Source organism: Streptomyces chiangmaiensis (assembly GCF_036281785.1).
Taxonomy (GTDB): domain Bacteria; phylum Actinomycetota; class Actinomycetes; order Streptomycetales; family Streptomycetaceae; genus Streptomyces; species Streptomyces chiangmaiensis.
In genome coordinates, this window is the sequence record NZ_JAYWVC010000019.1 from 42,838 (window position 1) to 65,764 (window position 22,927).

Annotated in this window: 19 protein-coding genes and 1 riboswitch; of the genes, 10 read left to right on the plus strand and 9 right to left on the minus strand. The window is 70.8% G+C overall.

Going from position 1 to position 22,927, the window contains the following annotated elements; translation table 11 throughout:
- Positions 1-2: 2 nt before the first annotated feature.
- Positions 3-419, minus strand: a complete 417-nt coding sequence (locus VXC91_RS09095; protein WP_030233524.1) for a cobalamin B12-binding domain-containing protein — start codon at positions 417-419, stop codon at positions 3-5.
- A gap of 686 nt (positions 420-1,105) precedes the next feature.
- Here VXC91_RS09095 and VXC91_RS09100 point away from each other — a divergent pair.
- Positions 1,106-1,972 (plus strand): esterase/lipase family protein, encoded by an 867-nt coding sequence (locus tag VXC91_RS09100; protein ID WP_329506463.1) that lies wholly within the window; start codon positions 1,106-1,108, stop codon positions 1,970-1,972.
- A gap of 303 nt (positions 1,973-2,275) precedes the next feature.
- Positions 2,276-3,847: a M23 family metallopeptidase gene (locus VXC91_RS09105; protein ID WP_329506465.1), complete on the plus strand. Its 1,572-nt coding sequence runs from the start codon at positions 2,276-2,278 to the stop codon at positions 3,845-3,847.
- A 49-nt stretch (positions 3,848-3,896) separates the two neighbouring features.
- Here the strand turns inward: VXC91_RS09105 and pcrA are convergent, their stop codons facing one another.
- The gene (gene pcrA, locus VXC91_RS09110; protein WP_329506466.1) at positions 3,897-6,434 is read right to left on the minus strand and encodes a DNA helicase PcrA; all 2,538 of its coding nucleotides are present in this window, start codon (positions 6,432-6,434) and stop codon (positions 3,897-3,899) included.
- Between the two features lie 403 nt (positions 6,435-6,837).
- Positions 6,838-7,008, plus strand: a riboswitch (cyclic di-AMP (ydaO/yuaA leader).
- Positions 7,009-7,016: 8 nt separating this feature from the next.
- Here pcrA and VXC91_RS09115 point away from each other — a divergent pair.
- Together VXC91_RS09115 and VXC91_RS09120 are read left to right on the plus strand one after the other, a co-directional pair.
- Positions 7,017-8,246 (plus strand): C40 family peptidase, encoded by a 1,230-nt coding sequence (locus VXC91_RS09115; protein WP_329506467.1) that lies wholly within the window; start codon positions 7,017-7,019, stop codon positions 8,244-8,246.
- 108 nt (positions 8,247-8,354) lie between these two features.
- Positions 8,355-9,326 (plus strand): tellurite resistance/C4-dicarboxylate transporter family protein, encoded by a 972-nt coding sequence (locus VXC91_RS09120; RefSeq protein WP_329506468.1) that lies wholly within the window; start codon positions 8,355-8,357, stop codon positions 9,324-9,326.
- Here the strand turns inward: VXC91_RS09120 and VXC91_RS09125 are convergent.
- The gene (locus VXC91_RS09125) at positions 9,304-9,657 is read right to left on the minus strand and encodes a hypothetical protein (protein ID WP_329506469.1); all 354 of its coding nucleotides are present in this window, start codon (positions 9,655-9,657) and stop codon (positions 9,304-9,306) included. The genes VXC91_RS09120 and VXC91_RS09125 overlap by 23 nt on opposite strands.
- A gap of 430 nt (positions 9,658-10,087) precedes the next feature.
- On the opposite strand from VXC91_RS09125, the gene VXC91_RS09130 reads away from it, so the two are divergent.
- The gene (locus tag VXC91_RS09130) at positions 10,088-11,152 is read left to right on the plus strand and encodes a C40 family peptidase (RefSeq protein ID WP_329506470.1); all 1,065 of its coding nucleotides are present in this window, start codon (positions 10,088-10,090) and stop codon (positions 11,150-11,152) included.
- Between the two features lie 50 nt (positions 11,153-11,202).
- On the opposite strand, the gene VXC91_RS09135 is transcribed toward VXC91_RS09130, so the two are convergent.
- Both VXC91_RS09135 and VXC91_RS09140 read right to left on the minus strand, forming a co-directional pair.
- Positions 11,203-11,931 (minus strand): response regulator transcription factor, encoded by a 729-nt coding sequence (locus VXC91_RS09135; RefSeq protein ID WP_329506471.1) that lies wholly within the window; start codon positions 11,929-11,931, stop codon positions 11,203-11,205.
- Positions 11,928-13,256, minus strand: coding sequence for a PspC domain-containing protein (locus tag VXC91_RS09140; RefSeq protein ID WP_329506501.1), 1,329 nt, complete (start codon positions 13,254-13,256; stop codon positions 11,928-11,930). Before VXC91_RS09140 ends, VXC91_RS09135 begins: the two co-directional genes overlap by 4 nt.
- 241 nt (positions 13,257-13,497) lie before the next feature.
- On the opposite strand from VXC91_RS09140, the gene VXC91_RS09145 reads away from it, so the two are divergent.
- Both VXC91_RS09145 and VXC91_RS09150 read left to right on the plus strand, forming a co-directional pair.
- Positions 13,498-14,877, plus strand: coding sequence for a PspC domain-containing protein (locus VXC91_RS09145; RefSeq protein ID WP_329506472.1), 1,380 nt, complete (start codon positions 13,498-13,500; stop codon positions 14,875-14,877).
- The gene (locus VXC91_RS09150) at positions 14,864-15,106 is read left to right on the plus strand and encodes a hypothetical protein (protein WP_329506473.1); all 243 of its coding nucleotides are present in this window, start codon (positions 14,864-14,866) and stop codon (positions 15,104-15,106) included. The genes VXC91_RS09145 and VXC91_RS09150 overlap by 14 nt, the downstream gene beginning before the upstream one ends.
- A gap of 15 nt (positions 15,107-15,121) precedes the next feature.
- On the opposite strand, the gene VXC91_RS09155 is transcribed toward VXC91_RS09150, so the two are convergent.
- From VXC91_RS09155 to VXC91_RS09165, 3 genes are all read right to left on the minus strand, one after another.
- Positions 15,122-15,652: a DoxX family protein gene (locus VXC91_RS09155; protein ID WP_329506474.1), complete on the minus strand. Its 531-nt coding sequence runs from the start codon at positions 15,650-15,652 to the stop codon at positions 15,122-15,124.
- Positions 15,653-15,811: 159 nt separating this feature from the next.
- Positions 15,812-17,101 (minus strand): hypothetical protein, encoded by a 1,290-nt coding sequence (locus tag VXC91_RS09160; protein WP_329506475.1) that lies wholly within the window; start codon positions 17,099-17,101, stop codon positions 15,812-15,814.
- A 318-nt stretch (positions 17,102-17,419) separates the two neighbouring features.
- Positions 17,420-18,214 carry a class II aldolase/adducin family protein gene (locus VXC91_RS09165; protein WP_329506477.1) on the minus strand — a complete coding sequence of 265 codons (795 nt, stop codon included), beginning with the start codon at positions 18,212-18,214 and terminating at the stop codon, positions 17,420-17,422.
- 198 nt (positions 18,215-18,412) lie between these two features.
- On the opposite strand from VXC91_RS09165, the gene VXC91_RS09170 reads away from it, so the two are divergent.
- The gene (locus tag VXC91_RS09170; protein ID WP_329506479.1) at positions 18,413-18,907 is read left to right on the plus strand and encodes a pyridoxamine 5'-phosphate oxidase family protein; all 495 of its coding nucleotides are present in this window, start codon (positions 18,413-18,415) and stop codon (positions 18,905-18,907) included.
- An 18-nt stretch (positions 18,908-18,925) separates the two neighbouring features.
- Here VXC91_RS09170 and guaA read toward each other — a convergent pair whose 3' ends face one another.
- Positions 18,926-20,509 (minus strand): glutamine-hydrolyzing GMP synthase, encoded by a 1,584-nt coding sequence (gene guaA / locus VXC91_RS09175; RefSeq protein ID WP_329506481.1) that lies wholly within the window; start codon positions 20,507-20,509, stop codon positions 18,926-18,928.
- 315 nt (positions 20,510-20,824) lie between these two features.
- Here guaA and VXC91_RS09180 point away from each other — a divergent pair, with 315 nt between their 5' ends.
- Positions 20,825-21,127: a chorismate mutase gene (locus tag VXC91_RS09180; protein WP_329506483.1), complete on the plus strand. Its 303-nt coding sequence runs from the start codon at positions 20,825-20,827 to the stop codon at positions 21,125-21,127.
- Between the two features lie 752 nt (positions 21,128-21,879).
- Positions 21,880-22,872, plus strand: a complete 993-nt coding sequence (locus tag VXC91_RS09185; protein ID WP_329506485.1) for an LAETG motif-containing sortase-dependent surface protein — start codon at positions 21,880-21,882, stop codon at positions 22,870-22,872.
- Positions 22,873-22,927: the final 55 nt, after the last annotated feature.

The following is a 22,927-nucleotide window of genomic DNA, read 5'->3' on the forward strand; positions in this document are numbered from 1 at the left end:
TGCTACGCCCCGGCCGGCTGGCGTACGTTCGCCCGTACCCAGTCCACGATCGACGCGGTGGTCGCACCGGGCGTGAAGATCTCAGCGACGCCCTTCTCCTTCAGCAGGGGGATGTCCGCCTCCGGGATGATCCCGCCACCGAAGACCAGGATGTCCTCCGCGTCGCGCTCCTTGAGCAGGTCGATCACCGCGGCGAACAGCGTGTTGTGCGCGCCGGACAGGATCGACAGACCGATCGCGTCGGCGTCCTCCTGGATCGCCGTGTCCACGATCTGCTCGGGCGTCTGGTGGAGGCCGGTGTAGATAACCTCCATGCCCGCGTCGCGCAGCGCCCGCGCGATCACCTTGGCCCCTCGATCGTGGCCGTCGAGCCCCGGTTTGGCCACCACCACGCGGATCGGTCCGGCTGCCACACCCATCACTGCCTCCATGAAGCGACTACTCCACCCTGTACCGATGTACCGCACCTCCGCCACGTCACCGCACCGGCGGACATACGGACCGCACGTTCGGCGCATTTCGCACCGACGGGCACACGCACCGCTCCGCCCGCGCGGTCCCGGCGGACCAGGCCCGCGCGCACCTCACGGCACAGGTGTCCCGCGCCGCACCGACTCGGGAAGTGAACGAACGTTATCGCCAGCATCCCGCAACCGGCAGTTTCGCGGTGCAGACCGAGGGGGAAATCACACAGTGGGACACAATCGCCGCGCAGGGTCTCCCCTCTTGGCGGCACAGGGGCCGTGGTCACCAGCGGCTCGAGTGCCGTGGACCGAGGTGATCGTGCGCAAGGAGAGCCGCTACGGGGCGGCCGCACCACCGCATCGCCGGCGGGGCGCAGTGGTGGTGGGGTTCCTCGGCGAAATTGCACAGGGCACGCATGCGGGGATCCACACCCGTACGAGGAGGACGGGAACCGCGCCGCGAGGACGGGCGAACGCGTCATAGCGACGAGAAGACGCCCGTCGCGTCATGGCCACACACGCCGCGTCCGCGGCACGGCCGAACCCGCGGTATCCGCCCCGTAGGCCATCGCCTCGACGGCTTTCCACGAGGGCTCACGGGGGACAGAGGCGTCCTCGCGTGCGCCGACGGGAGGTCGGCCATGATGGTCTCCAGGGCAGTACAGCCCCTGCAGCCGCTGCTTCCGCTGTGCCAGCGCCTGTTCCCGAGCCGACTGGCCGGACTGTCCATAGCCCCCCTGAAGGCAACCGCGCTGGAGCTCGCGATCCTCGCCGGGCATCTGCTCCTGTACCCCTCGGGAATCATCCAGGAGCGCCGTGCGGCGCCCCTGCAGATCCCTCCGGACGCCGCCACCCTGCCGACCGAGGCCAAGCCCCCGGTCATCCTGCTCCACGGGTTCATCGACAATCGCTCGGTCTTCGTCCTGCTGCGCCGCAACCTCACGCAGCACGGGCGGCAGCACATCGAATCCCTCAACTACTCACCGCTGACGTGTGACATCCGCACCGCCGCCCAGCTGCTCGGCCGCTATATCGAAGAGCTGTGCGAGCGCACCGGGCAGCAGCAGGTGGATGTCGTCGGGCACAGCCTGGGCGGGCTGATCGCGCGGTACTACGTGCAACGCCTCGGCGGCGACCTGCGCGTCCGCACCCTCGTCACCCTGGGCACACCCCACTCGGGAACCCGGGTCGCGCCGCTTGCGAACGCGCACCCGATCGTGCGCCAGATGCGCCCCGGTTCGGGGCTGATCCAGGAACTGCGCGAGCCGGCCCCCGGCTGCCGTACGCACTTCGTGAGCTTCTGGAGCGATCTGGATCCTCTGATGGATCCGCTGGAGACGGCCTGTGTCGACCACCCCGACCTGCTGGCGCAGAACATACAGGTCAGCGGTATCGGCCACCTCGCACTGCCCGTGCACCCCGCCGTCGCCGCCGGGATACGGCAGGCTCTCGACCTCGTGGAGCCGGGAGCGCCCGCCGCCCACACCGGCGGTCTGACAGTGGCGTGACCTTCCGGGCTCTCCGCCCGCAACCACGGACCCCACGGCCCGTCGCCACCATGTCCGCGGCAGAGCCCGGCAGGTGCCGCCGTACGGCTCCGATTCGGGTGTCCGACCCTTCAAGGACACCCTCTCGACCCCGAACATTCATCGAACGCAAAACCAAAGCCTCGCCGGGGTCCGCCGAAACACGGCGCAATGCCCGTTTCCTGCCCGAGGGAAACCAGCGGAAGATTGTCGCGCCCGCGTACCGCCGGGTACAGTCGCCGCACTGCTCTGCCAGCCCCTGCTGTCGAGGCGAAAGAGAAGTTGGTGAACGACCGTCACCCGTCGGGGACCGCGACTCCCCCGACTCCGGCCCCCGATGCCGTCTCGGCGCACTACGCGTCGTACGGCGCACACGGTGGCCAGTACGGTGAGTTCACCACGTACAACGACGCTTTCGGCACCGGTGGTGCCACGACGGCGACCTTCGCCACCGACCCTCTCTTCGGCGACCTGCCGGGCCACGACTCGACCGGCGCATACGACGCCACGCAGTGGTCCACGGCCGGGCATGCGACGTTCGGCGACCAGGCTCACCAGGCGCCGGACTACGGCGCGTACGCCGCCCAGCACCACGCCGCCTTCGACACCGGCGCCCATGACACGACAGCCTGGGCGGCCGGTTATCAGCAACTCGCCGGCATCCCCGCACAGGCCACGTCCCCCGACGCCTCGGGCCAGTGGGACACGCACGCCTGGCTCGGGGCCGGCCAGTCGGCAGACCCGACCCAGCAGTGGGAATGGGGCACGCAGACCTTCGACACGGGCGCCTACGACGCCACCCAGTGGAACTCGGCCGGCACCGCCGAGCACGGGACCCACGACCAGTACCCCGACGCGGCGGACCCGGCCACGGCGGCCTTCGAGCAGATGGTCCCGGATCCCTTCGATCAGGCCGAATCCTTCGACCAGGCGGAGGCCTTCGACCAGCAGGCCACCTCTGGCTTCGACGCGGTGGAAGCCTTCGATCAGCCGCCGTACGACCGAACCGCCTACGAAGACGGCGAGTTGGAAGCCGACGAGGCGTACGGCGACGCTCCTCCGCTGCTCGATGACCAGGAAGAGATCCCTCCCGCCCCGGCCCCCCGTGTCGCGGCCCGCGCCTCGAACCGGGCCCGGCGCCGCACCCCGGCGAAGCGATCCGCCCTGCTGACGGTCGCCGTGCCGTCGGTGTGCGTCATGGGGGTCGCCGGGATCGCCGCGGCGTCGGTCGGTGTGAGCGGCGAGGACGGCACGACGACGAGCGCCTCGGCCGCCACACCCGTGAAACCGTCCGCCGCGAACAACAAGCTGGACTCCCAGCTCGAGAGCCTCTCCGCGGGCGCGAACGACTTCGCGGACCGGGCGAGCCGCACGCAGGAGCGCATCGACCTCAAGGCCGAGCAGGCGGCCGAGCAGAAGAAGGCCGCGGCGGAGGCGGCGCTCAAGGAGCGGCTGCGTCCGAAGTTCGTCCTGCCGGTCCTCCAGAAGGGCCTCAGCGCCTACTTCGGGCAGGCCGGCATCAACTGGATGTCCGTGCACACCGGGATCGACTTCCCGGTCTCCTACGGAACCACGGTGTTGGCCGCGACCGACGGCACGGTCCGCACGCAGTGGAACAGCGCGTACGGCAACATGATGATCGTCACCGCGAAGGACGGCACGGAGACGTGGTACTGCCACCTCTCCACCTACCGGGTCGCCTCCGGAACGACGGTGAAGGCCGGCGAGCCGATCGCGTACTCCGGCAACTCGGGCAACTCCACCGGCCCGCACCTGCACTTCGAAGTGCGACCGGGCGGAGGCGCTGCCATAGACCCGCTGCCCTGGCTGCGGAGTCACGGGCTGGACCCGACCTGATCGACTCCGCCCTGGGCCCCGCCGTTCGGCGCGGGCCCAGCCGCACGGACTACAGCTTCTCCACCGGCGCGTACCGCAGCAGCAGCCGCTTCGGCTTGGTGTCACCGAAGTCGATCGTCGCCTCGGCGTTGGCGCCCGTGCCCTTGACGCCGACGACCGTCCCCAGGCCGAACTGGTCGTGTGTGACGCGGTCGCCCACCGCCAGGGAGATCACGGGCTTCTCCGCAGCACCGCCCCGGCGGGTGGCGAACCCAGACGCGCCCGCGGCCGAAGAGCGCGACCGGGAGGTCGAGAGCGAGGCCGCCACTCCCGAGAGCGGACCGGAGGACGCGGGGGCCGAGGAGCCGCCGGTCCGCTTCCACTCCACGTGCTGGTCCGGGATCTCCTCCAGGAAACGTGAGGGCGGGTTGTACGAGGGCTGGCCCCAGGCGCTGCGCAGGGCCGACCGCGTGAGGTACAGCCGCTCCCGCGCCCGGGTGATGCCCACGTACGCCAGGCGCCGCTCCTCCTCCAGTTCCTTGGTCTGGCCGAGCGCGCGCATGTGCGGGAAGACGCCGTCCTCCATGCCGGTCAAGAAGACCACCGGGAACTCGAGGCCCTTCGCGGTGTGGAGGGTCATCAGCGTGATGACGCCGTCGCCGTCCTCCTCGTCGGGGATCTGATCGGAGTCGGCGACCAGAGCGACCTGTTCGAGGAAGTCGGCGAGCGTGCCACCCGGAGCGGCCGCCTCTGGTGCCGATGCGCCTTCTCCGCGCTCCTGCTCGAACTCCAGGGCCACGGCGGCGAGTTCCTGGAGGTTCTCGATGCGGGTTTCGTCCTGGGGATCGGTCGATGCCTGCAACTCGGCCAGATAGCCGGTGCGTTCCAGCACCGCCTCCAGCACCGTGGCCGGTCCGGCGCCCGACTCCACGATGGTCCGCAGCTCCTCCATCAGCGCGTTGAACCGCTTGACCGCGTTCGTCGAACGGGCCGCCATACCGTACGCCTCGTCCACGCGGCGCAGCGCCTGGGAGAAGCTGATCCTCTCCCGCTGGGCAAGGGCGTCGATCATCGCCTCGGCGCGATCTCCGATGCCCCGCTTCGGGACGTTCAGGATCCGCCGCAGCGGAACGGAGTCCTCCGGATTCGCCAGCACCCGCAGGTACGCCAGGACGTCCCGGACCTCCTTGCGCTCATAGAAGCGGACACCGCCGACGACCTTGTAGGGCAGGCCGACGCGGATGAAGACCTCTTCGAAGACACGGGACTGCGCGTTCGTGCGGTAGAAGACGGCGACGTCGCCGGCCTTCGCCTCACCCGAGTCCGTCAGTCGGTCTATCTCGTCGGCGACGAACTGGGCCTCGTCGTGCTCGGTGTCGGCGACATAGCCGATGATCCGTGCGCCCGCGCCCGCGTTGGTCCACAGATTCTTGGGGCGGCGCGACTCGTTGCGCTCGATGACCGCGTTGGCCGCGCTCAGGATCGTCTGCGTGGAGCGGTAGTTCTGCTCCAGGAGGATCGTGGTGGCGTCCGGGTAGTCCTCCTCGAACTGGAGGATGTTGCGGATGGTCGCGCCGCGGAAGGCGTAGATCGACTGGTCGGCGTCGCCGACGACGCACAGTTCGGCCGGGCTCAGGTCGTGCTCACCGGGCGGCACGTCCACAGGGCGCTCGGCGGTACCGACGAGTTCCCGCACGAGGGCGTACTGGGCGTGGTTGGTGTCCTGGTACTCGTCGACGAGGACGTGGCGGAAGCGGCGACGGTAGTGCTCGGCGACGTCCGGGAAGGCGCGCAGCAGGTTGACCGTCGTCATGATCAGGTCGTCGAAGTCGAGCGCGTTGGCCTCACGGAGGCGGGACTGGTAGAGCGTGTATGCCTGGGCGAGGGTCTTCTCGAAGCCTCCCCCGGACTCCGTCCGGGAGGCGCCCCCAGCGGCCTGAGCGGCGAAGTCCTCCTCGTCGATCAGCTCGTTCTTCAGGTTGGAGATCTTCGCGCTGAAGGACTTCGGCGGGAAGCGCTTCGGGTCGAGGTCCAGGTCGCGGCAGACGAGCGCCATCAGCCGCTTGCTGTCGGCGGCGTCGTAGATCGAGAAGGAGGACGTGAAGCCCAGCTTCTTGCTCTCCCGCCGCAGGATGCGGACGCACGCGCTGTGGAAGGTCATCACCCACATCGCGTTCGCGCGTGGACCGACGAGCTGCTCGACACGCTCCTTCATCTCGCCCGCGGCCTTGTTGGTGAAGGTGATCGCGAGAATCTGGCCCGGGTGCACGCCCCGCTCGGCCAGCAGATAGGCGATGCGATGGGTGAGCACGCGGGTCTTGCCGGAGCCGGCGCCGGCCACGATGAGCAGGGGGGAGCCGGCGTGCATGACGGCCGCGCGCTGGTTCTCGTTCAGCCCTTCGAGCAGCGCCTGCGGGTCGCTGACCGGACGGGGAGCGCCGTCGCGGTAGTAGGCGTCCCGGTCCGCGGGCGCGTCGAAGCGTCCGCCGAACAGATCGTCGGGAGCCGACTCCGGAGCGTGATCGTCCTCGGGCGGCGGGGGCTCCTCCTCATGGGCCGGTGTGGCCTTGAGGTCCGCCAGGAAGCTGTCGTCAAAGAGGCTGCTCATCGCTCTCCGAGTCTAGGCCGCCCCACCGACACTCGGCCGCCACCCCGAGAACTCCGCCGCCGGGACGGGCCTGGGCCGTCCGCGGCCTTCCGGCGTCGACCGACATCACACCGCCACCTTCCGGAACTGTTCGATCGCCGACGGAAACCGACCGCACGGCGCCGTGTCACCGCACGGCTCACCCCCTGACGGAACCAGGCGGAGTACGCCACTCCGCCCGACTTCACAGGAAAACGCCCAACCCACCACAGATACCGTCACATCCACCCCGAGCAACCCGGTGCATGGTCAAGGTCACGAAAATGTATCGGGCATATCGCACATCAACCTTCACAGAGGCCACACGAGTTGGCTAGCGTGCGGGGCGGGCCGCACGACACCCACCGGCGAAGGTCGCCGGGCCGCGCGGCCTCCGCCGAGTCCGGTGCGCCCCCGCGGCACCCGGAGCCGGGGACCCACCCGACCTTGGGGTGAATCGGCCAACAGCCCTCCGGGGCGCGGCCGTAGGGCATGCCTTCCGGAACCACTCGCCCGAACCCGACAGCTAACTCGGTAGGCGGAGTACGGAAGGAGTCGCCTCCCATGGCGCCGCACCGCAAGGCGCGTCCCTCTGGCACGCGCATCGCAGGCATACGGACCCCCGCCCTCGCAACGGCGGCCCTCACCTCCGTGGCCCTGCTCTCCCAGACCGCCAACGCCGCCCCCTCCACCGACGACAAGCCGAGTGTCGAGGAGGTCGAGAAGAAGGTCGACGACCTCTACCGTCAGGCGGAGTCGGCCACCGACAAGTACAACGCGGCCAAGGAGAAGTCGGCCGACCAGCGAAAGCGCGTCGACACGCTCCTCGACGACGTCGCCCAGCGCACACAGAAGCTGAACGAGGCCCGGGACCAGCTGGGGTCGTTCGCCGCCGCGCAGTACCGCACCGGGGCGGCGGCCCCCGACACGGCCACCTTCCTGCTGGCCGACTCGCCCCAGGACTACTTCGACCAGACCCAGCTGATGAACCGGCTCACCGGCCGCCAGAAGGAAACGGTCGACGAGTACTTCACCGACCGGTCCGCGACGATGGAGAAGCGGCAGGAGGCCACCGAGAGCCTGCAGACGCTCACCGAGTCGCAGGAAACGCTCAAGTCGACCAAGGCGGAGATCCAGCAGAAGCTCACCACCGCGCGGGAGCTGCTCTCCAAGCTGACCGCGGAGGAGAAGGCACGTCTCGCCGCGCTCGAGAAGCAGAAGCAGGAGGAGGCCCAGCGCCAGGCGGAGGAACTGGCCCGGCAGCAGGCGGCAGCCCGGGAACAGGCAGCGGCCAGGGAGCAGGCGGCCCAGCAGAAGTCGTCCTCGACCACGACGAGCGACTCGTCCGGGTCCTCCACCACGACGAGCGGCTCGTCCGGCTCCTCGACCACGACGAGCGGCTCGTCCGGGTCCTCCACCACGGACTCCTCGGTGGCGACCAAGGCGGAGAAGGCCCTCGCGTACGCCCAAGCCCAGATCGGCAAGCCCTATGTGTGGGGTGCCACCGGCCCCGATTCCTACGACTGCTCCGGACTGACCCAGGCCGCCTGGAAGGCCGCCGGGGTGTCGCTTCCGCGCACCACGTACGACCAGGTCAACGCGGGCACTACGGTTCCGCTCGCCGACGCCCAGCCGGGTGATCTGATCTTCTTCTACGACGACCTCAGCCACGTCGGCATCTACATCGGCAACGGCATGATGATCCACGCCCCGAAGCCGGGTGCATACGTCCGCGAGGAGTCGATCTACTACGCCGGCGCCTCCATCATCCACAGCGTGGTGCGCCCCGCCTGAGGCCGGGCCTCCCGCTGCCCGTGCGGCACGCGCGCGTGGGGTTGTTTTCGGCCTCCCCGCGCGCGTGCCCCGTACGCAACCCGTGTGCGCATCCCTAGCATCGGGCGCATGTCAGGCACCTCCGCGCTCCGCACCTGGTGGTCGCAGCGTCCACCCGCCACCGGGGCCGCCGTGATGGCGACCGGCATCCTGTCGGTCGGGCTGCGCCTGACCGGTTACCAGGTCCTCTCCCGCATCGCCCTCGCCCTGACGGCCGCCGCCTGGCTGGGCCTGGTCGCCGATGTCGCCGTACGAGTGCTGCGGGAGCGCGAACGGTGGGTGGACGCGGCACTCCCTCCGACCGCGCTCACCCCGGTCGCGGCGACCGCGACGCTGGGCACGGCGGTGTCCGCGCTGAGCGGTCAGTCGCTTGCCGAGGCGCTGCTCGCACTGACCGCGCTGCTGTGGGCGGGCCTGGTCCTGGGGGTCGTACCGCGCTGGACGCGCCGCATGCCCGGCACGGTCTTCCTCGGGTGTGTGGCGACGGAGGGGATCGCGGTGCTCGGGGCGGTGCTGGCGGCGGCCGCGGGCGTGGCGTGGCTTGCGCACACGGCGCTGGTGTTCTTCTGGCTCGGGCTGGTGTTCTACCTGGTCGGACTGCGCTGCTTCGACCTGCGGCAGGTGGCGACCGGCGCGGGGGACCACTGGATCGTGGGCGGCGGACTCGCCATCTCCGCGGTGGCCGGGGCGCGGCTGGTCATCGCCTCACACCGGATGTACCTCTGGAACAACGACGACAGCGCCGCCCTGCGGGGCATGACCATCGCCCTGCTCGCCCTCGCCCTCCTGTGCTACTGCGTGCTGGCGGCGGCCGAGGTGATCCGTCCGCGGCTCGGCCACGACGTACGGCGCTGGGCAACCGTCTTCCCGATGGGCATGACGGCGGTGGCGGCACTGTCCGTCGCCACCGCCATCGGGGGGTCCTGGCTGCCTGACCTGGGCCGGGTACTGCTGTGGATCGCGGTGGCCGCCTGGTGCGCGCTCCTCGTCGCCGCCGTCTCGTCGGCGCTGGGCGGCGTCAGGTCCAGAGCACCGCGATGAAGATGTTCGCAGTGGTCAGCGCGCCGACGAGCGCGAAGAGGGACTTGTCGACCCTGTCCTCGTCGCGCTTCACGTAGACCAGGCCGAGGATCACGATCAGCAGAGCCAGCTTCACACCGATCTTGATCATGTCGACCGGCTGGTGGTCCGCCTCGTTGAGACCGACCAGGACGACGCCGGTGGCCAGCATGGTCAGCGCGCCGTGCAGCATCCCGGGCACGAATCGGGCGGTGCCCTGGCCCATTGCCTTCATCTGGGTGAGGAAGCCGCCGAGCAGCGCGGCGATACCGACGATGTGAAGGCCGACGAAGAGATGGATGAGTACGTCCATGGGCCGGAGCCTAGCCAGGGGTGCGGGGTCACCCGACCACCGGCCCCGCGGACGTGGCGGCGCCCACAGGGACACGGGCACCGCATATATGCGCCCTATAGCATTCCGCCGCCTCCCCGCGTCCCGGAACCGTCGCATCGGTCATCGCACAGCGTGAAGTCGGCGCTCCCGGACCGGGATCACGACCACATACGGTCACCGGCAGTCCAGTCGCGCCACTTCCGTACATTGCGTCACGGAGTGGTCACGGTGAGGTTTAGCGTCCTGCATCAGGTGGCCGGCTCCTCACCACCCGCCCGGGCCAGGGGCGGCCGTCGGACACCACCGCCGAGAAGGTCCGGCGGCGGCGCGCTCCCCCTGTGCGGGCCGCCGCCGGACGCGCTACACCGCCCGTGACACCGGCGGTCGTACGAAAGGACGGGATGTCCAGGTGGCAGCGCACCGCAAGCCCAGACAGCGTTCGCTCGGCGGCAACACGGCCCGTACCGCCGCCACGATCGCCCTCGCGGGAGCGGCGACCACGACCGGTCTCGAGGGAACGGGTCACGCCGAGCCACAGCTCTCCCCGGCTCAGGTCAAGGCCAAGGTCGACAAGCTGTACCAGCAGGCGGAGGCCGCGACCGAGAAGTACAGCGGAGCGAAGGAGGAGGCGGACAGGGCCCAGGCACGGCTCGACACCCTGCGCGACGAGGCGGCCCGCCGCACGGAGCGACTCAACTCGGCACGTGAGGCACTGGGTTCGGCCGCGGCGGCGCAGTACCGCAACGGGGGCGTCGACCCCTCGGTGCAGCTCCTGCTCTCCTCGGATCCCGGGCAGTACCTCGACGACGCGGCGTTCGCCGAGCGGGTCGACCACCGGCAGGCGGCGGCCGTGAGCCGCGTACGCGCGCAGCTGCGGGAGATCGAGCGGCTGCGCGGAGCGGCGCGGGTGGAGCTGGCCTCCCTGAAGTCACGGCAGGCGGAACTGCGCCGGCAGAAGCGGACGATCACGGAGAAGCTGGGCGAGGCGCGACGGCTGCTGTCCCGGCTGACGGACGGCCAGCGGGCACAGCTCACGGCGGACGGAGACCCGGGGCGGGCGTCGCGCTCCGCGCTTCGGGGCCTGACGCCGGTGTCGGCCGCCGCCGCGGCCGCTCACGCCCCCAACACCCGGGCGGCGGCCGCGCTGTCGTACGCGTACGGCAAGCTCGGCAGCCCCTACGTCTGGGGAGCCACGGGTCCCGACGCCTTCGACTGCTCCGGCCTGGTACAGGCCGCCTACCGCTCGGCGGGTGTCTCGCTGCCGCGGACGACATACGCCCAGATCGGCGCCGGACGCCGCGTCTCGCGCTCCGAGCTCCTCCCCGGTGACCTGGTGTTCTTCTACTCCGGCGTCAGCCACGTGGGGATCTACGTGGGCAACGGTCAGATGATCCACGCGCCGAATCCCTCGGCGCCGGTACGGCTGGCGCCGATCGACCAGATGCCGTTCGCGGGGGCGACCCGGGTGGTGTGAGCCGCCCTCGGATCCGTGAAGCGTTGACGAGGAGGCCCGGTGAGGGCGCGTCAGACCAGCCGACGGGCCGTCGCCCAGCGCGTCAGCTCGTGCCGGTTCGACAGCTGAAGCTTGCGCAGAACCGCCGAGACATGGGACTCGACCGTCTTCACCGAGATGAACAGCTGCTTGGCGATCTCCTTGTACGCATAGCCACGGGCGATGAGGCGCAGGACCTCGCGCTCGCGCTGGGTGAGGCGGTCGAGGTCCTCGTCGACGGGCGGGGCGTCCGTCGAGGCGAAGGCGTCGAGGACGAAGCCGGCCAGACGCGGCGAGAACACCGCGTCGCCTTCCTGCACCCGGAAGACGGAGTCGACCAGATCGGAACCGGTGATCGTCTTGGTGACGTAGCCGCGGGCGCCGCCGCGGATCACCCCGATCACGTCCTCCGCCGCGTCCGAGACGGACAGGGCGAGAAAGCGGACCGGCCGCTCCGCGTCGGCCATCAGCGGCGCGCAGCGGCGCAGCACCTCGACTCCGCCGCCGCCGGGCAGATGGACGTCGAGGAGCACCACCTCGGGCCGGGTGGCGGTGATGACGCTCACCGCCTGGTCGACGTCCGCGGCCTCGCCGACGACCTCGACGCCGGTCCGCTCGGTCTGCCCGATCTCGGCCTGGACACCCGTGCGGAACATCCGGTGGTCGTCGACGAGCACGACCCGCACGCGCCGCTCTTCGGCGCCGCCCCCGCTCGCGCGCTCCGGCTCCGCCGGGCCGGCCGGCTCGTTCGCGTCGCTCATGACGTCTTCTCCGCCCTCTCCATCTCCAGCTCGACCTCTGTGCCGCCACCCGGCACGGCGCGCAGTCGTGCCGTGCCGCCGTTGCGCTCCATGCGGCCGATGATCGATTCTCTGACACCCATGCGGTCGGCGGGAATCGCGTCGAGGTCGAAACCGGGACCGCGGTCGCGCACGGACACGAAGACGGTCCTTTCCTCGACCTCGGCGTAGACCTGGACGGCGCCGCCGTCGCCACCGTACTTGGCGGCGTTCACCATGGCTTCGCGCGCGGCCTGCATCTGCGCGCCGATCCGCTCGTCGAGGGGGCAGTCGCCGACGACGACGACCTCGATGGGCACGCCGTGCTTGTCCTCCACCTCCGCCGCGTTGCGCCGGACCGCCTCCGCGAGGGTGTCGGGCGCCTCGTCCTCGTCCTTGCCGGTGCCCTCCGGTTTGTAGAGCCAGGCGCGCAGGTCGCGCTCCTGGGCGCGGGCGAGACGGCGCACCTCGCCGGCGTTCTCCGCGTTGCGCTGGATCAGGGTCAGGGTGTGCAGGACCGAATCGTGCACATGGGCGGCGACCTCCGCGCGCTCCTGGGCGCGGATGCGCATCAGGCGCTCCTCGGACAGGTCCTGGGTGATCCGGACGAGATAGGGACCGGCGAGCAGCGTGACGCCGACGAGGACCGCGAGCGCCGCCTGCAGGACCGAGCCGAGGTGGGCCGCCGAGCCCTGGAGCACGAAGATGCCGGAGACGCCCGCGGTGACCAGCAGGACCCCCGCCGCGGCGCGCAGCAGCGTGAGCGTGCGCCGACGGCTGCCGACCTCCATCCAGCGGGCGCGCCGCGCGTTGTCCGCCTGGCGCCAGACCAGGGCGACACCCGCGGCGACGAGGACGGCCGGGATGAGATACGCCTTGGCCCCGCTGCCGAGGTTCACGCTGCCGACGAAGGTCAGCGCCACGACGACCATGAGCAGCAGGGCGACGATCTGGCCCCGGTCGGGCTTACGGGCGACCAGTCTGCGCCGGCCGTCGGCCAGGGTCTCGGTCGCGACCAGGGACGGAGGGCGCCGGTCGTCGACACCCCCGACGCCCAGTGGGACGAAGAACCAGAACGCGGCGTACAGCAGCGCGCCGAGGCCGTCCGCCGTCATCAGGCCGACGAACACGAGGCGCACCCAGATCACGGGCAGTCCCAGGTGCCCGGCGAGCCCCCGCGCCACGCCCCCGAGCCAGCGTCCGTCGCTGCTGCGGTAGAGCTTGCGCGGCGGCCGCGGGTCGTCGGGGGGCACTGCTGCGGCGTCCGGCATGCCATCGATGGTCACACGACCGGCCCATCGGTACATCAGGGTCAGCCCCCTAGACACCCCTGATCTTCGCGCTCCCGGACGCCGCGCACGCCCTCGAGATACTGCGGTCCCAGGTCCACGGACGTCCTTGATCCCGCGATCCCCGGCTCTGCGGGCTGTCCGGATCGCCGCATCCGGTGATCGAACACTTCCCCCGCCGGCTGTCAGGGCAGATTTCAGGGTTCGGCCAGGGTCGTCCGCACTGCCGCCGGGCGGCCACGGCGGAGACCATGGACGTATGACAGATCAGCACCACGCGGCACCGGGACGGAGCCCGGGACCGGAGCAGGGCCCCGCCGCCGGGCACGACCCCACCGCGGGACGGGCGTCGCACGCACACCAGGGCGCGGACCCGGTCCAGGACCTCGGGCGCTTCCGGCGTGACCGGCGGCACAAGATGCTGGGGGGTGTCTGCGCCGGTCTGGGCCGGCAGTGCGACATGGACCCGGTGATCTTCCGGATCGTCCTCGCGGTGCTGTCGGCGACGGGCGGCCTCGGTCTGATCTTCTACGGCTTCGTGTGGCTCCTCGTCCCCTACGAGGACGAGGAGGAGAACGAGATCCGCAAGCTGCTCACCGGCCGCGTCGACGGACAGGGGCTGGCCGCGATCCTCTTCGCCCTGGTGGGCTGCGGGGTTCTCCTGTCGATGCTCAGGAACGGCGGGGTACTGACGTTCGCCACCATCCTGTCCCTGCTCCTGGCGGGCGCGGGGTACTGGTCGCGGCAGCGCGGCGCCCCCGATCCCGACCCCCTCGCCGCGCAGGCGGTGGCCGACGCGCCACCGGAAGCGACGGCGCCTCCCGTTCCCGACTCCCATCCCTCGTGGTGGCGCGATCCCATCGTCAAGGACGGCACGCATGTGGGCGGCACCGGCTATCTGTGGGGTCCTGGCGACACCCCGGGCCCCGAGGCGGTGGCGGCCGTCGGCGTCCAGGGCGTGTCGCACGGGCGGCAGCCACGGGCCGAGGACCGCCCGAGATCACGCGGGCCGCGCTGGATCGGCGGCTGGACTTTTCTGCTCGCCCTGCTCGCGGGCGGCCTCGGAACGGATCTGACCTGGGACGACCAGGCGCTCGGCACCAGCCTGCAGACGGGTCTGGCCTGCGCGCTCGTCGTACTGGGCGCGGGCATCGCGGTCAGTTCGTTCCTCGGGCGCACGGGCGCCGGCTCCCTCTTCCTCGCGATACTCACGGCGGGGCTGCTCGCCACCTCGGTGGCCCTGCCGAAGGACATCAGTACGCACTGGACCCGTACGACCTGGGCGCCCGCCTCGGCGGCGGCCGTCCGGGAGACATACGACCTGGGCACCGGCGTCGGCACCCTGGACCTGAGCCGTCTGGACGTCCCCAAGGGCCAGACCGTGACGACCCATGCCGAGGTGGGAGTGGGCCGGCTCAAGGTGGTGGTCCCGAAGGACGCCACGGTGAAGCTGAGGATCGACACAGGTCTCGGGGACATCCAGTTGCCCGGCGAGTCCGAGAAGGACGTGAACGTGCAGCCGGACCGACATGAGCAGCTGACGCTCTCCCCCACGGCGGGGACGAAGAACACGGCCACGCTGAACCTCGGCCTCGAGGTCGGCGTGGGCCAGGTGGAGGTGACCCGTGCTGCGTCATGAGTTCCAGCCCGGCCGGCTGTTGGCCGGCGCCGTCCTGACCGCTGTGGGTGTCGTCTACCTGGGCGACGCGAACGGGGTCTGGGCGGCACCGTGGTTCGCGATCATTCCGATGGTCTGCGGCGGTCTCTGCCTCGCAGCCGTGACAGGCCTGACGGCCCGGGCGATCCGCAGGGATCGCCCGGCCCGGGGGAAGTCGCACACCCGGCAGGACGACGCGACGGCGCCGTAGGCCGGGAGAGCTCGGTTACCGGTACTCGCCGCGGCGTTGCCGGCGTCGGGTGCGGATGGCGGCGTCCAGGGACAGCACCGGGGCGCCCCCAAGGACCAGGGGGAGCCAGGCCATCAGGTAGGCGAGGTCGTTGCCGTAGTAGTACGGGCTGGAGGCCCAGCTGACGGTCAGCCAGAGGCTCAGCGAGATGAGTGCGCCGCCGAACGCGGCGAGCCGGCTCAGCAGTCCGATGAGCGTGCCGATGCCGACGGCGAGTTCACCGAACGCGATGGCGTAGCCGAAGCCCACGGGGTTCTTCAGCGCCAGGTCGACCAGGGCCGGAATCGCCGACGAGTCGCGCACGGTGCGCATCAGGTCGCCGATCGAACCGGAGCCGGAGGCGTGCATGAAGGCGCTGTTGGTGAGCTTGTCCACGCCCGCGTAGATGAAGGTGACGCCGAGGAAGATGCGCAGGGGGAGCAGCGCGTACCGCGTGGCGGTGTCCCGCCAGTCGCGGCTCTCGTTGAGATAGGAGGTGTGGGAGTCCGTGCGAATACCGTGAGCCATCCTGCCGCCGCCTCTCGCCCGCCATGCCGTTGACCCCTCAACAGACCATACGTACGAAAGTCGGCTTCCGCTCAACCGCTGCGCGTCTTTTTCGCCTCGTTGACGGGTACTCGTCGAACGACGGACGTCCAGGGCGCGGGTCCCCGGCGGCGATGAGGGTCATTCCGTGACGTCGATCGCCACCCGGTTGGTCTCCACTCCCGCAGCGGTCACCACCTGAACCTCGACCCTGCCGGGCTCGACGTCCGCCGGCACGGGGACCGTGAGGAGCGCGTCCGTCGGATTGCTGAAGCCGCCGGTGACCGGGACCAGGGGGACATGGACGTGGACCGCCCCTATGCGGACCACCATCCGGGACAGCCGATCGGCCGTCTGGGCGCCTGGCGGTACAAAACCGGCACCGCGGATCTCGATGTCGTCACCCGTGCGGATCGGCGCGTCCAGGTCGCCCGCCTCCCGCGCCCGGACCACGGAGAGAACGACCGGACGGCCGCCCTCCGCGAACTTCCCCGCGAGGTAGGTGGCCGCCGAGACCAGGACGAGCAGTGCGAGGCCCCACGGCAGATCGGGGAGCTGGTCGGGGCGGCGGGCCAGCCGTACCACCGCGAAAGCCAGGGCGACCGCGCTGATCACGATGTACTGCGTGTCCGCGAAGCTGCCGCGACCCGAGTCGTCCGTCAGCAGATCCGCCGCCCTCGGCCGGTCGCCGCGCACCTTCTGCAGGCGCTGGCCGAGGACGCGCAGCCCGACCACGCGCCGCACCAGGACCGCGATGCCGCACACGACGGCGACGACGGTCACCACACCCGCCCCGCGCGCGAGGTCGAGCCCGGCGATCAGCGTGTCACGCCTGTCGTGCGCCGAGGCCGCCGCCAGCTCGCCGGCCAGCATCAGCACCGCGTACACCACGAACAGCACCCAACTCGCCGCCACCGTACGAGAGGTCGACAGCCGGTTGTCCTCCCCGACGACGGGTGCGAGCGCCCCACCGCGCGCCCGGTGCAGATACCCGGCGGCGGTCAGCGCGGCACCCACCAGTACGGCCGCGACCAGCCCGGCCGTCCGCGCCGCGGTCCACCCTGCGCCGATCGCCGTCAGCGCCTGCCCCAGCAGCAGGACGCCCACCGCGCTCCACACCCAGACCGCGGTACGCCGCCACAGCCGGCCCAACCAGGCCTCTCCGTCGGCCCGGCTGCGCTCGGCGACGAGGTCCGCGGACTGGGTCAGTTCGTCGGACACCCACTGGCGGGACGCGGACGCGGAGTGCGCGACAGCCGGGGGCAGTCCCCGCCCGGACGCGAACTCCTCCCGCTTCGCGAGGAAGTCGGCGACCGCGCGCCGGTGCCCCTCATGCACGCCGTGCGGGCAGTCCCCGCAGGTGCAGCCACCCTCGTGCGCGCCCGGACCACTGCCGCGTCCCGCGCCCTGCCTCGCCTCCTGCACCGCCACGCCCGCTGCCGCCTTCCCCGCGCCGGATCATCAAGCCGCACGCACGACAACGGGCGTGCGACGACAGCGAATTGTGCCGTACGGAACACGCCCCGCGTCCGCCAGGTCCGGTCAGCCCGGGTGAATGAACGGCCTTCCGGGTTGACCGTGGTCGAAAATCCCCTTCGACCCCGGCTGCGAGTATTCCGTACGGCCCTGATCGTCCGGCGCGACGGGGCCCGGCCTCGACGGCCGCACGGTCCGGATCGCGCCCGGACCCGAGTGGGGACGCGGAAAGGCGGCCGCGCTGCGCCGTCGCCGACCGCCCAGGCGCGGCCGTCAGCTGAGCAGGTCCGGTTCGCTCCGGCTGATGTCCTGCCACAGCGGCTGGTAGTTGATCCAGGCCACCAGATCACCGCCCAACTGCTCCCGCGTCGCCACCGCCTGGCGGTGCTCGATCGGAATCGGGCGTCCGGCCGCCTTCGCGGTCAGCTGCACCTGGCACGAGCGCTCCATCGACAGAAACCACCAGGCAGCCGCGTCCACCGAGTCGCCCACGGTCAGCAGCCCGTGGTTGCGCAGAACGAGCGCCTTCCGGCTGTCCAGGGCGGCGGCGATCCGCCGGCCCTCCTCGGCGTCCACGGCGACACCCGTGTAGGCGTCGTACACGGCGTGGTCCTCGTAGAAGGCGCAGGACTCCTGGGTGATGGGGTCCAGCAGATCACCGAGCGCGGCAAGGGCCCGTCCGTGCACCGAGTGGCAGTGGGCGACGGCCACGACGTCCGGGCGGGCGGCATGGACCTGGGCGTGCACCGTGAACGCCGCCTGGTTCACGTGGTAGCGGCCTTCGATCACCTGCCCGTCCCGGTTGGCGAGCACCAGGTCGCTCACCGTGACGTGCCGGAAGGGCATCCCGAACGGGTTCACCCAGAAGCAGTCGGTGAACTCGGGGTCGCGTGCGGTGATGTGCCCGGAGACACCGTCCTCGAAGCCGAGCCGACCGAAAATCCGCAGCGCTCCGGCCAGCCGCTCCTTGCGGTGCTGCCGCTCGTCGGCCGACGAATCGTGCATCGGCGGCATGGCGAACTGCAGTTGATCGGTCGGCAGGGGCAGCGGGGGGGTGGGCCCGTGCATGTGTCCTCCAGCACTGGGTTCCTTTACGCAGCGGAAGTTACCGTCGGTCTTCGCAGGAGAACAGAGTCGTTCGGTGAAGAGAGTGCGCAACCGTTACGCGCGGTGGGGCGCGGTCCGCCCCGGGCGCCGGGGTGCGCACACCGTACCCGCTCGTCATACCGGACAGGAGCTGTCGGGTATGCGCGGGAGACTCGCCCTATGAGCACCGAGAGCCCAACGACCCCCGTGAACTGGTCTGCCTTCGTCACCGCCGCACCGGACCTCGCCAGGACCGTCGAGGACCGCTTCGGCGCCTTCACCCATCATGTGCTCGCCACCCTCCGCAGGGACGGCTCGCCGCGTACCACCGGTCTCGAGGTCCGCTTCCTGGACGGCGAGCTGTGGTTCGGCATGATGCCGGACTCGCTCAAGGCGCTCGACCTGCGCCGCAACCCGCGTTTCGCACTCCAGGCGAATCCGGGGGCGGGCACCGGGATGGGCGGAGGTGATGTGCGGATCAGCGGGCGGGCGATCGAGGTGGAGGACCCGGGGGCGATGGCCGGATATGTGAAAGAGGTGGAACCACCGCAGCCGTTCCACCTCTTCCGCACCGAGTTGACGGAGGTCGTACGGACCCGCGTCGAGGACGACACGTATCTGGTCGTCGAGATCTGGAAGCCCGGAGAGCCGGTGCGCGCTCTCAGGCGGACATGATCCGGGAGATCTCCCGGATCACTCCCACTCGATGGTCCCCGGCGGCTTCGAGGTGACATCGAGGACGACGCGGTTGACGTCGCGGACCTCGTTCGTGATCCGGGTGGAGATCCTCGCGAGCACGTCGTACGGGAGCCGCGACCAGTCGGCGGTCATGGCGTCCTCGGACGAGACCGGGCGCAGCACGATCGGGTGACCGTAGGTCCGGCCGTCGCCCTGGACGCCGACGCTGCGGACATCGGCGAGCAGGACCACCGGGCACTGCCAGATCTCGCGGTCCAGGCCCGCCGCCGTCAGCTCCTCGCGGGCGATGGCGTCGGCCTCGCGCAGCAGGTCCAGGCGCTCCTTGGTCACCCCGCCGACGATGCGGATCCCGAGACCGGGGCCCGGGAAGGGCTGGCGCTGGACGATCTCCTCCGGCAGGCCGAGCTCCTGGCCGACCATGCGGACCTCGTCCTTGAAGAGTTTGCGCAGCGGCTCGATCAGCTGGAACTCGAGGTCCTCGGGGAGGCCGCCCACGTTGTGGTGGGACTTGATGTTGGCGGTACCGGTGCCGCCGCCGGACTCGACCACATCGGGGTAGAGGGTGCCCTGGACGAGGAACTCGACCGCCTCGCCGCTCTCGCCGGCCTCGGCGACGATCTCCGCCTGAGCCTGCTCGAAGACGCGGATGAACTCCCGGCCGATGATCTTGCGCTTCTCCTCGGGGTCCGAGACGCCCTTGAGCGCGGTGAGGAACCGCTCCTCAGCGTCGACGACCTTCAGCTGGACGCCGGTGGCGGCCACGAAGTCCTTCTCGACCTGCTCGGTCTCGCCCTTGCGCATCAGGCCGTGGTCGACGTACACGCAGGTCAGCTGGGAGCCGATGGCCTTCTGCACCAGGGCGGCGGCGACGGCGGAGTCCACGCCGCCGGAGAGCCCGCAGATCGCGCGCTTGGTGCCGACCTGCTCGCGGATCGCCTCGACCTGCTCCTCGATCACGTTGCCCGTGGTCCAGGTGGGGGTCAGCCCCGCGCCGCGGTAGAGGAAGTGCTCCAGCACCTGCTGGCCGTGCGTGGAGTGCATGACCTCCGGGTGGTACTGGACGCCGTACAGCTTCTTGTCGTCGTTCTCGAAGGCGGCCACCGGCACGACGTCCGTGGACGCCGAGACACTGAAGCCCTCGGGAGCGGCGGAGCAGGCGTCGCCGTGGGACATCCACACGGACTGCTCGGCCGGGGTGCCCTCGAAGAGGGTGGAGGACGGCCGCGAGACGGCCAGAGCCGTACGCCCGTACTCACGCGCGCCGGTGTTGTCCACGGTGCCGCCGAGGGCCTGGGCCATCAACTGGAAGCCGTAGCACATGCCGAAGACCGGGACACCGGCCTCGAACAGGGCGCGGTCGACGGTCGGGGCCCCCTCCTCGTACACCGACGAGGGTCCGCCGGAGAGGATGATCGCCGCCGGGTTCTTCGCGAGCATCTCCTCGACCGGCATGGTGCTGGGGACGATCTCGCTGTAGACCCGGGCCTCACGGACGCGACGGGCGATGAGCTGGGCGTACTGCGCGCCGAAGTCGACGACCAGGACGGTGTCGGGGGCGGCGGGGGTCGCTGATGACACGGGTTGCCTTCCGGCGGCTTGACGGGGGGCTGTGGTACCGATTCTAACGGGGTGGGCGTGGGTGACCCCCGTCTCACGATACGAGCCCGTTTGGACCCCGGCGCCGCCCCGGGCATACTGAACGCATGCTCGCGCACTCGACCTTCGTCTTTACCTATGGCAACCGGCCCACCGGCTGCCATGGTCGTGCTGCTTGAGCCACTGACAAGCGACTTCCCAGGCGCCCCGGGCCGATACGGTCCGGGGCGCCTGGCGTTTGCGGACCGTGCCGATCCGGGGTACCTCATCCCGACACCCACTGAGGAGCCCCCCGCCATGACCGCCACCACGACCGAGCAGACGGCTGCCGAGAAGACCGGCGCCCGCACCCCCGAGGCCGCCGACGTGATCACCGGCGCCCGCGACCGCATCGACGCGCTCGACGACCGCATCATCGGCCTCATCCAAGAGCGCATGGCGGTCTCCGCCGTCATCCAGGAGGCCCGTATCGCCTCGGGCGGCCGGCGGGTGAACCTCTCCCGCGAGATGGAGATCCTCGGCCGCTACCGGGAGGCACTCGGCAAGCCCGGCACGGCCCTCGCGATGACTCTTCTCGAGCTGTGCCGGGGCCGCATCTGACGGCCGGCGCCGGACCGCCTACGACGAACGTCCGCTGCACCCACGTTCGTATGCCGCCTCACCCGTACGGCGCGTGACCGCGGCCGTACGGAGTTCGTTGTTCCTGGTGTCCGTGCCAGCCAGGGGCGGGCCCGAAAGAACCACGCGTGGCTCCGCTGGGGCGATGAGACGTACGGATCGTGCTGTGCGTCGTGGGACCTCGCCCCAGGGATGTGACCGGACGGCAGGGGACAGCAGCCCGGTCACCAGAGAACGGTCGGCTCCGGGGACGCCCGGGGCCGACCGGCGGAATCCCGTCAGGGCTGGGCGGAACGGTTGCGGAGGCCGTGATCCGACCGGCACCGAGCACGCCGGACACGCTCCCGGCGCACACAGACAGGCGGCGCAACCCCCCGGCGCCGCTCCCGGGCACCGACGCCGCCCTGACGTCGGTGCTGACGAACGAAGGGCCCCGCGGAACCTTCCCCTGCCTCGGCCGACGGGCAGGGGACCCCCTCGCCGCGGGGCCCTTCGTCTGCCGTCCGGACGAAGGCGCAGCGACGCCCCGGCGCTTCGACTCTCGGGGCGGTGTTTCAGCCGCATCTCGCGCGTGTGACCCAGGTCACATAAAAGCTGTGTGAACTCCGCGCAACCGTTCACAGGCTCCACGGGTCACACCTACCGAATCAACGGCCACGACCCGCGCCCCACACGCGGAGGCCTCCCCCAGCATGTGCCGCAATGTCGCAGCACACCGGATTTTCGAGGTCTTCATGAAGTTTCGTCGCGCTCTGACCGCTGTCGCGGCCACCGCCGCCATAGCCCCACTCGCGCTGATGTCGGCACCGGCCGCGTTCGCGACGGACGACCAGTCGTCGTCCCCGTCGACCAGCGCCTCGGCCTCCGACACGACGTCCCCGAGCGCATCGACGTCCGCGTCCAAGTCCCCGAGCGAATCCGCATCCGCGAGCGATTCCGTATCCCCGAGCAATTCCGCATCCCAGTCCGCCGGCCAGTCGGTCACGCCCAGCGACACCGCCTCCACCCCGGCGCCCAGCGTCTCCTCACCCAGCGCGTCGCAGACCCCGGAGCCCGAGCCATCCGACTGCGAGGACAGCAAGGTCGACGTCAGCATCACGGGTCTGCCGGGCAAGATCGCGGCGGGCAGCGGCTGGCACAAGTTCTCGCTGAACGTGGCCAACAACTCCGACTCCACGCTCCAGGACCTCGACTTCTTCGCCGGGGCATCCTCCGACAAGGACGGCGAGGAGCTGTTCGCGAGCAAGCAGGTCAAGCTCCAGGCCTGGAACCCGGACAAGAAAGTCTGGGAGACCCTCGACTCCGACGGTTTCGCGGTCGGTTACGTCGGCTTCGCCGACGAGCTGAAGCCCGACTACGAGGTCAACATCCCGCTGCGCATCAACGTGAAGTCGTCCGCCCCGGTCGGCGCCGGCTTCTCGCTCGGCGCGACGATCTACGGCGACCGCGATGGCGAGTGCACCGGCTTCGGTGACGTCTCGTACAAGTTCCAGATCGTCGCCGCAGGCTCGGACACCGGTGGCAAGAAGCCGCAGGAAGGCGGCAAGGCCCCGGTCACGGACGAGAAGCCGGGCGCCGACACGCCGCAGGTCAACGGCAGCCTGGCCGCGACCGGTTCGTCCTCCGCGCTTCCGACCATCGCCCTCGTCGGCGGTGTCGCGGTCGTCGCAGGTGGCGGTGCCGTGTTCGCGGTGCGGCGCCGGAAGACGGGTGGTCAGGCCGCGTAAGGCCTGAGAGGCCGTCACACAGACTGCGTCAGGCGTCCCGAGCGCCTCGCACATA